This window comes from Pseudomonas sp. s4 (assembly GCF_046764235.1).
GTDB classification, from domain to species: domain Bacteria; phylum Pseudomonadota; class Gammaproteobacteria; order Pseudomonadales; family Pseudomonadaceae; genus Aquipseudomonas; species Aquipseudomonas asiatica.
This window is the reverse complement of the sequence record NZ_CP177209.1, coordinates 414,299-427,236: the sequence shown is the minus strand read 5'-3', so window position 1 is coordinate 427,236 and position 12,938 is coordinate 414,299. Positions and strand designations below refer to the sequence as shown.

At 61.3% G+C, this 12,938-nt stretch carries 11 protein-coding genes; 3 read left to right on the top strand and 8 right to left on the bottom strand.

Translation table 11 applies throughout. The features are described from left to right. Window positions 1-67 precede the first annotated feature (67 nt). The gene (locus tag ACK56M_RS01975; protein WP_100413394.1) at window positions 68-649 is read right to left on the bottom strand and encodes a DUF2780 domain-containing protein; all 582 of its coding nucleotides are present in this window, start codon (window positions 647-649) and stop codon (window positions 68-70) included. A 221-nt stretch (window positions 650-870) separates the two neighbouring features. Here ACK56M_RS01975 and ACK56M_RS01970 point away from each other — a divergent pair, with 221 nt between their 5' ends. After that, window positions 871-1,803, top strand: coding sequence for an RHS repeat-associated core domain-containing protein (locus tag ACK56M_RS01970; RefSeq protein ID WP_191472011.1), 933 nt, complete (start codon window positions 871-873; stop codon window positions 1,801-1,803). 175 nt (window positions 1,804-1,978) lie between these two features. Here the strand turns inward: ACK56M_RS01970 and fdhA are convergent, their stop codons facing one another. Then, window positions 1,979-3,178: a formaldehyde dehydrogenase, glutathione-independent gene (gene fdhA, locus ACK56M_RS01965; protein WP_039613198.1), complete on the bottom strand. Its 1,200-nt coding sequence runs from the start codon at window positions 3,176-3,178 to the stop codon at window positions 1,979-1,981. A 271-nt stretch (window positions 3,179-3,449) separates the two neighbouring features. Here fdhA and ACK56M_RS01960 point away from each other — a divergent pair, with 271 nt between their 5' ends. Then, window positions 3,450-3,782 carry a hypothetical protein gene (locus ACK56M_RS01960; protein WP_061550718.1) on the top strand — a complete coding sequence of 111 codons (333 nt, stop codon included), beginning with the start codon at window positions 3,450-3,452 and terminating at the stop codon, window positions 3,780-3,782. Between the two features lie 6 nt (window positions 3,783-3,788). Here ACK56M_RS01960 and purU read toward each other — a convergent pair whose 3' ends face one another. The 6 genes from purU to ACK56M_RS01930 form a co-directional block, all read right to left on the bottom strand. Continuing rightward, window positions 3,789-4,646, bottom strand: a complete 858-nt coding sequence (purU, locus tag ACK56M_RS01955) for a formyltetrahydrofolate deformylase (RefSeq protein ID WP_013970522.1) — start codon at window positions 4,644-4,646, stop codon at window positions 3,789-3,791. A gap of 12 nt (window positions 4,647-4,658) precedes the next feature. After that, a complete protein-coding gene (locus tag ACK56M_RS01950; RefSeq protein ID WP_013970521.1) occupies window positions 4,659-5,291 on the bottom strand; it encodes a sarcosine oxidase subunit gamma in 633 nt (210 codons plus the stop codon). Between the two features lie 179 nt (window positions 5,292-5,470). Then, on the bottom strand, window positions 5,471-8,488 hold the full coding sequence (locus ACK56M_RS01945) for a sarcosine oxidase subunit alpha (protein ID WP_061303832.1): 3,018 nt from the start codon (window positions 8,486-8,488) through the stop codon (window positions 5,471-5,473). Continuing rightward, window positions 8,485-8,820, bottom strand: a complete 336-nt coding sequence (locus ACK56M_RS01940) for a sarcosine oxidase subunit delta (RefSeq protein ID WP_039613194.1) — start codon at window positions 8,818-8,820, stop codon at window positions 8,485-8,487. The genes ACK56M_RS01945 and ACK56M_RS01940 overlap by 4 nt, the downstream gene beginning before the upstream one ends. Before the next feature lie 14 nt (window positions 8,821-8,834). After that, on the bottom strand, window positions 8,835-10,085 hold the full coding sequence (locus tag ACK56M_RS01935; protein WP_003255680.1) for a sarcosine oxidase subunit beta family protein: 1,251 nt from the start codon (window positions 10,083-10,085) through the stop codon (window positions 8,835-8,837). A gap of 15 nt (window positions 10,086-10,100) precedes the next feature. After that, window positions 10,101-11,354, bottom strand: a complete 1,254-nt coding sequence (locus ACK56M_RS01930; RefSeq protein ID WP_013970518.1) for a serine hydroxymethyltransferase — start codon at window positions 11,352-11,354, stop codon at window positions 10,101-10,103. Between the two features lie 338 nt (window positions 11,355-11,692). Between ACK56M_RS01930 and ACK56M_RS01925 the strand changes: the two genes are divergently transcribed. Further along, the gene (locus tag ACK56M_RS01925; RefSeq protein WP_015268657.1) at window positions 11,693-12,733 is read left to right on the top strand and encodes a threonine aldolase family protein; all 1,041 of its coding nucleotides are present in this window, start codon (window positions 11,693-11,695) and stop codon (window positions 12,731-12,733) included. Window positions 12,734-12,938: the final 205 nt, after the last annotated feature.

Below are 12,938 nucleotides of genomic sequence, written 5' to 3'. Positions count from 1 at the left end.
TTCGCGACGCAAGGCCGCTCCTACAGGTACAGCGTAAGCCTTCAAGGCTGTGATGCTGGCAAAACCCTCAGACCGAAGGTCGAGTCAATGGAGCAGGAGTGGTCCACAAACTCCCCAGGTTCTGCAACAACGACCCAGCAATCCCCTGCTGCCCCAGGTACTGCAGCAGCAACGGCGCAAACTGCCCGATCATCCCGGTATCCATCCCCAGCGCCTTGAACGCATTGTCCAGGTCGCTGCGGTTTTCCACATTGTTGCCCAGCGCATTGCTCAAAGCCGACTGGCTCTCGCTGTTCTTGCCCAGCAACTCACCCAGGCCACTCAAGCCACCCAGTGCATTGGCCCCGGCAAGCAGGTCCAGCCCTGGCACGGCCTTGGTCAATTGGCCATAGTCGTCGCTGCTCAGGTTGTTGCGCGCCAGCCCAAGCATGGCCCCTGCCCCGCCCACGGCTTGCTCCGGGGTGATATTCAATTGGCTGCCCAAGGTATTGAGCAGGTTTGCCTGCGCCTCGGGTGCCTGGAACTGGCCTTGCTGGCTCTGATTCTGGTTCTGCATGGCCGACACGGCGTTGGCGGCGTCGCTGAGGTTGAAGGCGAACACCGGGCTTGCGGCCAGGGTCATCAGGGTTGCCAAGGTGAATGCTTTCATCGGGAAGGACCTCGTGGGCCGGGGTGGCGAGGGAAACGAGAAATTCGACCGATAGATTGATGGTTAGTTCCGTTACCGGTACTGCTGGACATGCGTAATGCGAGAGATGAAATACAATTACCTAGTATTTTTATCAGTATCTCCATAGAGCATGGTCAGTGATACTGGGTACTGCCTACAGGTGGGCGCATCCGCTTATCTTAGAATAGGAACCAGAACCCATGAAAACGAATGCAAGCAGTGACCTGCTTTTCTATCAAACGGGCAAAATATCCAATACAAAGTCAAAAAATCAGTGGAGAAAAATTTTCCGGACCCATGAACTACTCTTGGCGGAAAACATCAATGATAGCTCAAAAGAAATAAAGCTGCTTGCCTCAAATGAGAACGGAACCGTACTTGAAGAACTGGACGAGCAAAGCAGTAATTCACTTACCTATTCCGCATACGGCCATTACTCCAATCAAGAAGACTCAAGTTTTTTACTCCGGTTCAATGCCGAGCTTTTTAATTCTACACTATTAGGCTACGCACTTGGCAATGGAAACAGAATTTTTTCGCCTTTGCGAATGCGATTCAACTCGCCGGACGATTATAGTCCTTTCGAAGACGGGGGCCTCAACAGCTACGCATATTGCTTCTGTGACCCAGTTAACTTTATTGACCCATCTGGAAACAATCCAATAAGAAGTTTTTTTAAAGGTATAGCTAACACGCTAGGGCTTCGCACGAAAGGAGCAACAAAGACCCAAACCAGACCTTCTGATCGAAGACGCTCTTTGCAATCGGCCGAATATCGGCCAACCGAAAACGAGATAGGAGGATCAACTGTTAGCCTTCCTGAATACTCTATGCTTCCGGATGGAAAAACCAAAACAGTTGAGTTTTCCAGGTTCACGCCGGATAGCGAGACAATGACTAGACTCGTAAAACTTGAAAATCGAGCCAAAAGCCTAGAAGCACTTGGCAATAGAGAACGACTCGTGCACGGAGAACTTACCCGCCGTTTGGATGGTAAAAAAATCAAGCCCAAGCATCGAGGAAATGCCGATTACTATTACGGTAAGGCCAAAAAAATTCGAGAGGAAGCAGACTTCATCAGAGACAACATGGAAACACGAAAAAAACGCCCACCTAAATATAGCGAGCAATAAAGTGCTTCCACCATAAATGCTCTAAGTCCGCGTAGACAACGGTTATTAATATGCTGTTTGGTCGAACCTCTTTGCGGGCAAGCCCGCTCCCACAGGTGCGGTGCACGCGTTGAGATCAGTGCAACAGCCACAAAAAAGCCCCTCGATTCGAGGGGCTCTTGTTAATCGGCGCTGATTACGCCGCCCCCCACATCTTGTGCGGGTCAATCACGAACTTCTTCGGCACACCCGCATCGAACTCGCCATAACCTTCCGGCGCCTGATCCAGGTTGATCACCTGCACACCAACCACTTCAGCGATGTTGATTCGATCCCACATGATCGCCTGCATCAGCTGGCGGTTGTACTTCATGGTCGGGGTCTGGCCGGTGTGGAAGCTGTGCGATTTCGCCCAGCCCAGGCCGAAGCGAATGCTCAGCGCGCCGATCTTGGCGGCAGCATCCACCGCACCCGGGTCTTCGGTCACGTACAGGCCCGGGATACCGATGTTGCCGGCAACGCGGGTAACCTGCATCAGCGAGTTCAGCACGGTAGCTGGCGCCTCATGCTTGGCACCCTCGTGGCCATGGCCGCGGGCCTCGAAGCCAACGGCGTCGATGGCGCAGTCCACTTCAGGCTCGCCGAGGATATCGACGATCTGCTCGTGCAGCGGGGTGTCCTTGGACAGGTCGACCACTTCGAAGCCCTGGGACTTGGCGTGAGCCAGACGGGCCTGGTTGAGGTCGCCGACGATGACGCAAGCAGCACCCAGCAGGCGCGCCGAGGCAGCGGCAGCCAGACCGACCGGGCCGGCGCCAGCAACGTAGACGGTGCTGCCCGGGCCAACGCCGGCAGTCACGGCACCGTGGTAGCCGGTCGGCAGGATGTCGGACAGGCAGGTCAGGTCACGGATCTTTTCCATGGCCTTGTCGCGCTCGGGCAGCTTCAGCAGGTTGAAGTCGGCGTACGGCACCAGCACGTATTCGGCCTGGCCGCCGGTCCAGTCGCCCATGTCGACGTAACCATAGGCACCGCCAGCGCGGGCAGGGTTTACGGTGAGGCAGACACCGGTGTGCATTTCCTTGCAGGAGCGGCAGCGGCCACAGGCTACGTTGAATGGCACCGAGACCAGGTCGCCAATCTGCATGCGCTCGACGTCACGGCCCTTCTCGACGATCTCGCCGGTGATTTCGTGGCCCAGGACCAGGCCGACCTGGGCAGTGGTGCGACCGCGGACCATGTGCTGGTCGGAGCCGCAGATGTTGGTGGAGACCACCTTCAGGATCACGCCGTGCTCGATCTTCTTGCCGCGTGGGTCCTGCATTTTCGGGTAGTCGATCTTCTGCACCTCGACCTTGCCGGCGCCGAGATATACCACTCCACGATTGCCAGACATGCTCTTACCTCGCTTGATTTATATTTATGCAGCGGTGGTTGAACGCGCCGCCATCCGTGGGCGGCATGTGTTACTGGAATGCAGGGAATTGTGGGCCTGATGGGGACGGATGCGCTGACTGGAAACGACAGGCAAATACCTCTGAACGGCAATCGGCCAGGTGGTGGTCGCGCGCATGCCCGGGGCGATGAATATCTACCGCAATACGTTGGCGACCGAGTGATTCGATAGGGATGCAGTAACCCATCGTCTATCAAACTGGAGAACCACCATGACGGATACTGAGCGCCCCGAGGACGCCTTCTGGCCATACTGGGTCGAGGCTGCCAGGCAGCAGGGCTTCGACCCAGACATCGAAGCAGCATTGTTCGGCAAACAGCGGTACTTTCTGGACGCCGACAAGATCTTCTATTACGCGGCTTATGGTCCAGGCTACGACTTCGACGAAGAAGCCGAAGGCATGGATCTTCACGAGTTCAAAGCAGGCTGGGTGGACCGCGACGGCGATCCAATTCCAGGTAACAAACTGGGTGCGGACATGCGCCAGAGGTTCGTTACAGCCATCCGCGAAACCCTGAAAGCCCATGCCCGCGATAAAAGCTAGACGCGGTCAGAGCACCACAGTCCTGTTCGCATTGAGGAACACTCGTCGCTCGATGTGATACCCCACCGCTCGCGCCAGGGTCAGGCACTCGATGTCGCGCCCTTTGGCAATCAGGTCTTCGGGGTAATGACTGTGGTCGACCACCTCCACACCCTGGGCGATGATCGGGCCTTCGTCCAGGTCGTTGTTGATGTAGTGCGCGGTAGCGCCAACCATCTTCACGCCCTTGTTGTACGCCTGGTGATAAGGCTTGGCGCCTTTGAACCCTGGCAGCAACGAGTGGTGAATGTTGATCGCCCAACCATCCAGGCGCCGGCACAGCTCCGGTGACAGCACCTGCATGTAGCGCGCAAGAATCACCAGTTCGGCGCCGGTTTCCTCGATCACCTGAAGTACCTTGCGCTCTTGCCCGGGCTTGTCCTTGGGGTCGAGGGCAAAGTGGTAGTAAGGAATCTTGTGCCAGTGTGCCAGGGGTTCGAGATCAGGGTGGTTGGATACCACCGCGACCACGTCCATGGCCAGCTGACCGATACGCTGGCGATACAGCAGGTCGTTAAGGCAGTGGTCGGCCTTGGACACCATGATCACCACCTTGGGGCGATGGTTAGGTGCGGTCAGCTCGAAGGTCATGCCGAACGCCTCGCTGCGCTCGGCAAGGCCGGCCCGGAAGCCGGCTTCATCGAAATCATCCGGCTGGCGGAACTCCACGCGAATGAAGAAACGCCCCGACAGCCGGTCATCGAAGGAGTGGTGCTCCGTCACGTAGCAGCGCTGCTCGAAGAGGTAACGCGTCACCACGTCGACGGTGCCGAGCATGCTCGGGCAGTCGGCGGTGAGAATCCAGGTATCCGGTGCCCGACTCATGTTCTGTTCTCCTTAAGCCTCGATGCTCAGGCCGTACTCGGCCGAAGCGTCCTGCAGCCACAGCCACCAGTAGTCGGCGAAGCTGCGGCGAATCACCAGCTCCCAGGTATCTTCGGCGGTGCGGCGGATCACCAGTTGCGACTTGGCGAAGACAGTGCCGACTGCCTTGCCCACCGGGAAGTTGTTCGGATGAACATCATAGCTGGTGGACTTCATCAGCACTTCGCGCACGTTCGGGCCGCGCAGTTCCAGCAGGCTCTGCCCGCCGCTGACATTGACCACCTGGATGTGCTGGCCTTCGAGGGCTGCGCGCAGCTTTTGCTCAACGGCAAACTCCTGGCCGCCCGGGACGATCAGCAACCACTCGTCGGGGCCCATCCATTGCAGCGACATTTCGTTGTTGGCGACCACGGTCAGTGCCACTGGCAGCTCCAGGCCCAGGGCCTTGTGCACGCCGGCAGCGAACTCCGGGTCGTGGCCATCGCCACGAATGGTCAGGTGGCCGAGGAACTTGCGTTCACGCAGGGTCACGCCTGCGTTCTTGCGGCCTTTGCCAACCAGGCTGGCCAGGTCGGCGTGGTGCAGTGGCGACTGGGCCTTGGCCTCGGCGCCGGGGTTTTGCTGGAAGACGTTGATAGCGCTCATTTCTTACCTGCCTTGAATTCTTGTTCGTCGATGCGACGCAGCTTGTGTGTTGGGGCTACCGGCCTCATCGCCGGCAAGCCAGCTCCCACAGGGAGCTCGCCAACCTTCAAAGCTGCATCGATCCTGTGGGAGCTGGCTTGCCGGCGATTGGGCCTGGCCTGCCCCCACAGGGCCCGGAGTCAAACGTTCTGCCGCTCACCCTTCGGATCGAAGAACACCGAAGACACGATCTCCGCCTCGATCACGCTGCCATCCGCCTGCGGCGAGTAGACGCGCTCGCCCATGCGCTTGAGGCCGCCTTTGACCACACCCATGGCGAACGAGTAGCCCAGGGAGTTGGACGCGTAGCTTGAGGTGACGTGGCCAACCATATCCATCGGGATCGGCTGTTTCGGGTCGAATACCAGCTGGGCGCCTTCCGGCAGCCACTGGTTCGGGTCGACCGGCTTCAGGCCTACCAGTTGCTTGCGGTTCTCGCGCACGCAGTCTTCGCGGTTCATGCCACGCAGGCCGATCCACGAATACGGCTTGTTGCGGCCCACGCACCAGCTCATGTTCAGGTCATCCGGGGTCATCGAGCCGTCAGTGTCCTGGCCAACGATGATGAAGCCCTTCTCGGCACGCAGTACGTGCATGGTCTCGGTGCCGTACGGGGTCAGGTTGTACTTCTTGCCTGCCTCGATGATCTGTTCCAGCACGCCCATGGCGTAGTTGGCCTGTACGTTGACTTCGTACGACAGCTCGCCGGTGAACGAGATACGGAACACCCGGGCCGGTACGCCGCCGACGTTGCCTTCTTTCCAGGTCATGAACGGGAAGGCTTCCTTGTCCATGTCGATGTCGGTCAGCTCGCTGAGCAGCTTGCGGCTGTTCGGGCCGGACAGGGTCATGGTGGCCCAGTGGTCGGTGACCGAGGTGAAGTACACCTTCAGTTCCGGCCATTCGGTCTGGTGGTACAGCTCCATCCACTGCAGCACGCGGGCGGCGCCACCAGTGGTGGTGGTCATGATGAAGTGGTTGTCGCCGACGCAGGCGGTTACGCCGTCGTCGAAGACCATGCCGTCTTCCTTGCACATCAGGCCATAGCGGGCCTTGCCCACGTCGAGCTTGGTCCAGGCGTTGGTGTAGATGCGGTTGAGGAACTCACGCGCGTCCGGGCCCTGGATGTCGATCTTGCCCAGGGTCGAGGCGTCCAGCAGGCCCACGCTGTCGCGCACGGCCTTGCATTCACGGGCCACGGCGGCGTGGATGTCTTCACCGGCTTTCGGGAAGTACCATGGGCGCTTCCACTGGCCGACATCTTCGAACTCGGCGCCGTTCTTCACGTGCCAGGCATGCAGGGCGGTGAAGCGTACGGGCTCGAACAGGTGACCACAGTGACGGCCCGCTACCGCGCCGAAGGTAACCGGCGTGTAGTTGGGACGGAACATGGTGGTGCCCATTTCCGGGATGGTGATGCCGATCGAACGGGCGGCAATGGCCAGGCCGTTGATGTTGCCCAGTTTGCCCTGGTCGGTACCGAAGCCCAGCGCGGTGTAGCGTTTCACGTGCTCGACCGACTCGAAGCCTTCGCGGGTGGCCAGTTCGATGGCGGCTGCGGTGACGTCGTTCTGCTGGTCAACGAACTGCTTGGGTGCACGGGCAGTGCCTTTGTCGTGCGGCACCTGGAACAGCGCCACAGTGGCCTCTTCCTTGCGTGCAACGGTTTTCGGCAGGCTGCCAACGGTGGCCTTGAAGCCCGCTTCGGTGGCTGCGCGAACGCCGCCCTCGAAGCCATCGGCGATCACGTCGCCCAGGGCGTAGACGCCGTTGATGCCACCCACGCATTCGCGTTTCTGCGGAGCATCGCCCGGCACGAAGCCGAGGATGTCTTCACGCCATACCGGGCGACCGCCCAGGTGCGAAGCCAGGTGCACGATCGGGCTGTAACCGCCGGAGGTGGCGATCAGGTCGCACTCGAGGGTTTCGCCAGGGCTGGTGACCTTGTGTGCCTGCACGTCGATGGCGGCCACACGGGCGCCGGTAACATGCTTGCTGCCCTTGGCCTCGATCACGGCGCTGGAGGTGAGGATGCGGATGCCTTTGGCACGCGCTTCTTCGACCAGCGAGCCACGCGGGTTGTGACGGGCGTCGGCGATGGCGACCACTTGCAGGCCGGCGTCGTGCCAGTCCAGCGCGGCGCGGTAGGCGTGGTCGTTGTTGGTCGACAGCACCAGCTTGCGGCCCGGGGCCACGCCGTAACGGCGTACGTAGGTGGAAACGGCACCAGCCAGCATGTTGCCCGGCACGTCGTTGTTGCCGTACACCAGCGGGCGCTCGTGGGCGCCGGCAGCCAGCACCACGCGCTTGGCACGCACGCGGTGCACGCGGTGGCGAACCTGGCCGATCGGGGCGCGGTCGCCGAGGTGGTCGGTGAGGCGCTCGTGGATGGTCAGGAAGTTATGGTCGTGGTAGCCGTTGACCGTGGCACGTGGCAGCAGGGTCACTTCCGGCAGGCTTTCCAGCTCCTTGACCACGGCGTTGACCCAATCGGTAGCAGGCTTGCCGTCGAGGGTTTCGCGGGTGTCGAGCAGGCTGCCGCCGAACTCTTCCTGCTCGTCAGCCAGGATCACGCGGGCACCGCTGCGGGCAGCGGCCAGTGCGGCGGCCAGGCCAGCAGGGCCGGCGCCGACGATCAGCACGTCGCAGTGCTGGTTCATGTAGTCGTAGCTGTCCGGGTCGTTCTGCAGCGGCGCACGGCCAAGGCCGGCGGCTTTGCGGATGTACTTCTCGTAAGTCATCCAGAACGATTTCGGGTACATGAAGGTTTTGTAGTAGAAGCCCGGCGGCATCATGCTGCCGCCCACCTTGCCCAGGATGCCCATGACGTCGTTGTTGACGTTCGGCCAGCCGTTGGTGCTGGTAGCTACAAGACCTGCGTACAGCGCCTGCTGGGTGGCACGCACGTTGGGGATCTGGGTGGCTTCGCTGGAGCCGATCTGCAGGATGGCGTTCGGCTCTTCGGTACCAGCGGCGATGATGCCGCGTGGGCGCGAATACTTGAAGCTGCGGCCGACGATGTCGACGCCGTTGGCCAGCAATGCGGCGGCCAGGCTGTCACCGGCATAACCTTGATAGGTCTTGCCGTTGAAAGTGAAGTTCAGGACCTTGCTGCGGTCGATACGGCCGCCGCTGGCGAGGCGATAGGTCTGGCTCATACTTTTTCCCCTTGGCCTTTGACGGTCGACGCGGCGCTGCTCTGCTTGCCGCTGGCGGTCACTTGCGGCTTCTCGCCAATCTTGTAGGTTTCCAGAATCTCGTAGGTCACGGTGTCGCGGGTGACGTTGAAATACTGGCGGCAGCCGGCAACGTGGTCCCACAGTTCGTGGTGAATACCGCGTGGGTTGTCACGGTAGAACATGTAGGTACCCCACTCCTCGTCGGAGCAGGCGTTAGGATCCAGCGGGCGGGCGATGTGCGCCTGGCCAGAGGCGTGGAACTCTTCTTCGGAGCGCAGCTCGCCGCAGTGGGGACAGAAAATATGCAACATGACGGTGTCTCCGGTTAGTGGGCGACGGCGGCGGCGCCGTGTTCGTCGATCAGTGCGCCGTTGTAGAAACGGTCCATGGAGAACGGCGCGGCCAGTGGGTGCATTTCGCCCTTGGCCAGGCTCGCGGCGAAGACGTTGCCCGAACCCGGGGTCGCCTTGAAGCCGCCAGTACCCCAACCGCAGTTGAAGAACATGTTCTTGACCGGGGTCTTGGTGATGATCGGGCAAGCGTCCGGCGAGGTATCGACGATGCCGCCCCACTGGCGGTTCATGCGCACGCGCGAGAGGTTGGGGAACATCTCGACGATGGCCTGCAGGGTATGCTCGATCACCGGGTACGAACCGCGCTGGCCGTAGCCGACCCAGCCGTCGATACCGGCACCGATCACCAGGTCGCCCTTGTCGGACTGGCTGATGTAGCCGTGCACGGCGTTGGACATGATCACGCTGTCGATGATCGGCTTGATCGGCTCGGATACCAGTGCTTGCAGCGGGTGCGATTCCAGCGGCAGGCGGAAGCCGGCCAGCTTGGCCATGTGCCCGGAGTTACCGGCGGTGACCACGCCGACGCGCTTGGCGCCGATGAAGCCTTTGTTGGTTTCCACACCGATGACCGCGCCGTTTTCCTTGCGGAAGCCGATCACTTCGGTCTGCTGGATCAGGTCCACGCCCAGGGCGTCGGCGGCACGGGCGAAGCCCCAGGCCACGGCGTCGTGACGGGCCACGCCGCCACGGCGCTGCACGGTGGCACCAAGGATCGGGTAGCGGGTGTTCTTCGAGCAATCCAGGTACGGGATCTCGGCCGCGACCTGGGCGGTGTTGAGCAGCTCGCCATCCACGCCGTTCAGGCGGTTGGCGCTGACCCGGCGCTCGGAGTCACGCATGTCCTGCAGGGTGTGGCACAGGTTGTACACACCGCGCTGGGAGAACATCACGTTGTAGTTGAGGTCCTGGGACAGGCCCTCCCACAGCTTCATGGCGTGCTCATACAGGTGCGCCGACTCGTCCCACAGGTAGTTGGAACGCACGATGGTGGTGTTACGGGCGGTGTTGCCGCCGCCCAGGTAACCCTTCTCGATCACGGCAACGTTGGTGATGCCGTGTTCCTTGGCCAGGTAGTAGGCCGTGGCCAGGCCATGGCCGCCACCGCCGACGATAACCACGTCGTAGACCTTTTTAGGGGTTGGCGTGCGCCACATGCGCTGCCAGTTCTCGTGGTGGCTGAGGGAGTGCTTGAAAAGGCCGAAGCCCGAGTAACGTTGCATGGTGTGTGACTCCACTCAGCGGTAAACAGGGAAATCTGCGCAAAGGGCCGCGACGTTCTTCGCCACATCGGCTTCGACGTCTGCGTCACCGAGGTTGTCGAGGATGTCGCAGATCCAGCCGGCCAGGGCCACGCACTGAGCGACCTTGAAGCCGCGGGTGGTAACGGCCGGGGTACCGATGCGCAGGCCCGAGGTGACGAATGGCGACTGCGGGTCATTCGGCACGGCGTTCTTGTTGACGGTGATGTGCGCGCGGCCCAGGGCGGCGTCGGCATCTTTGCCGGTGAGGCCCTGGCGGATCAGGCTGACCAGGAACAGGTGGTTGTCGGTGCCGCCGGAAACCACGTCGTAGCCGCGGTCGATGAACACCTGGGCCATGGCCTGGGCGTTTTCGATCACTTGTTGCTGGTAGGCCTTGAATTCAGGCTCCAGCGCTTCCTTGAAGCAAACGGCCTTGGCGGCGATCACGTGCATCAGCGGGCCGCCCTGGGCGCCAGGGAACACCGCGGCGTTCAGCTTCTTCTCGATCTCTTCGTTCGACTTGGCAAGGATCAGGCCGCCACGTGGGCCGCGCAGGGTCTTGTGAGTAGTGGTGGTAACCACATCGGCGAACGGGATCGGGTTCGGGTACAGGCCAGCGGCAACCAGGCCGGCTACGTGGGCCATGTCGACGAACAGCAGTGCGCCGACCTTGTCGGCGATGGCGCGGAAGCGTGGGAAATCGAGCGTCTTGGAGTAGGCCGAGAAGCCGGCAACGATCATTTTCGGCTTGTGCTCGACAGCCAGGCGCTCGACTTCGTCGTAGTCGATCAGGCCGGTGTTGGTGTCGATGCCGTATTGCACAGCGTTGTACAGTTTGCCCGAAGACGACACCTTGGCACCGTGGGTCAGGTGGCCGCCGTGGGCCAGGCTCATGCCGAGGATGGTGTCACCAGCCTGCAGCAGGGCCAGGTAGACCGCAGCATTGGCCGAGGAGCCGGAGTGCGGCTGGACGTTGGCGTAGTCGGCACCGAACAGCTGCTTGGCGCGCTCGATGGCCAGGGCCTCTACCTTGTCCACGTGCTCGCAGCCGCCGTAGTAGCGCTTGCCCGGGTAGCCTTCGGCGTACTTGTTGGTCAGGCCGCTGCCTTGGGCCTGCATCACGCGCTTGGAGGTGTAGTTTTCCGAGGCGATCAGCTCGATGTGGTCTTCCTGGCGCTGTTCTTCGGCATTCATCGCCGCCAGCAGTGCATCGTCGTAACCCTGAATCTGGTCTTGCTTGCTGAACATCGTGTATCTCCCGGCAGCGATCGTTTTTTGTCGTGGGGCACTGTGGCCCTTTGTGGCGATGTTATGACTGGCCGGGGCGGGTCAGATGCCTGCGCACGCCTTGCAATGGCGCGTTTACGACATTCGTTTTGCACTGGCCTCTCTGGCCTCATCGCCGGCAAGCCGGCTCCCACAGGAATGACATTGCTCTGAAGCCCTGTGGAGTACCTGTGGGAGCCAGCTTGCCGGCGATAGTCCCAGTACAGGCACCGCTGAAATCAGCCGATGCACCGCTTGTATAGGCAACTGCTGAATCGATGGTTTAGAGTGCTGTTCTGCGTCGTTCACAGGACAGTGTCATGACAGATAAGAGCCAACAATTCGCCAGCGACAACTATTCCGGCATCTGCCCCGAAGCCTGGGCAGCGATGGAAAAGGCCAACCATGGCCACGACCGCGCCTACGGCGACGACCAGTGGACCGAACGCGCCGCGGAATACTTCCGCAAGCTGTTCGAAACCGACTGCGAGGTGTTCTTCGCCTTCAACGGCACCGCCGCCAACTCCCTGGCCCTGGCCTCGCTGTGCCAGAGCTACCACAGCGTGATCTGCTCCGAGACCGCCCACGTCGAAACCGACGAGTGCGGTGCGCCGGAGTTCTTCTCCAACGGCTCCAAGCTGCTGACCGCGCCCAGCGTCAACGGCAAGCTGACACCACAGTCGATCCGCGAAGTGGCGCTGAAGCGTCAGGACATCCACTACCCCAAGCCACGGGTGGTGACCATTACCCAGGCCACCGAGGTGGGCACCGTCTATCGCCCCGACGAGCTGAAGGCGATCAGCGCCACCTGCAAGGAGCTGGGGCTGAACCTGCACATGGACGGCGCACGCTTCAGCAATGCCTGCTCGTTCCTGGGCTGCAGCCCGGCAGAGCTGACCTGGAAGGCCGGTGTCGATGTACTGTGCTTTGGCGGCACCAAGAACGGCATGGCGGTGGGCGAGGCGATCCTGTTCTTCAACCGCCAACTGGCCGAGGACTTCGACTACCGCTGCAAGCAGGCCGGGCAACTGGCATCGAAGATGCGCTTCCTGTCGGCGCCTTGGGTGGGCCTGCTGGAAGATGGCGCCTGGCTTCGCCATGGCACGCATGCCAACCATTGCGCGCAGTTGCTCGCCTCGCTGGTGAGTGACTTGCCGGGGGTGGAGCTGATGTTCCCGGTCGAGGCCAACGGGGTGTTTCTGCAGATGCCAGAGCACGCGATCGACGCACTGCGCGCCAAGGGGTGGCGGTTCTATACCTTCATTGGTAGCGGCGGGGCGCGGTTCATGTGCTCGTGGGATACCGAGCAAGAGCGGGTGCGCGAGCTGGCGGCGGATATCCGCAGCATCATCGGCGCCTGACAGCCCGCATTCGCGGGCATGCCCGCTCTCATAGAGCAACACATGACTCATTGGTTCGGCGAGGCCCTGTAGGAGCAGCCTTGTGCTGCGAAGAGGCCGGGGCTGACAAAGCCTGTCTATTGGCTGTACCGGCCTCTTCGCAGCACAAGGCTGCTCCTACAAAGGACGCGTCAGACGAGCGATATTGGTTCTCTGCGCGACAGCG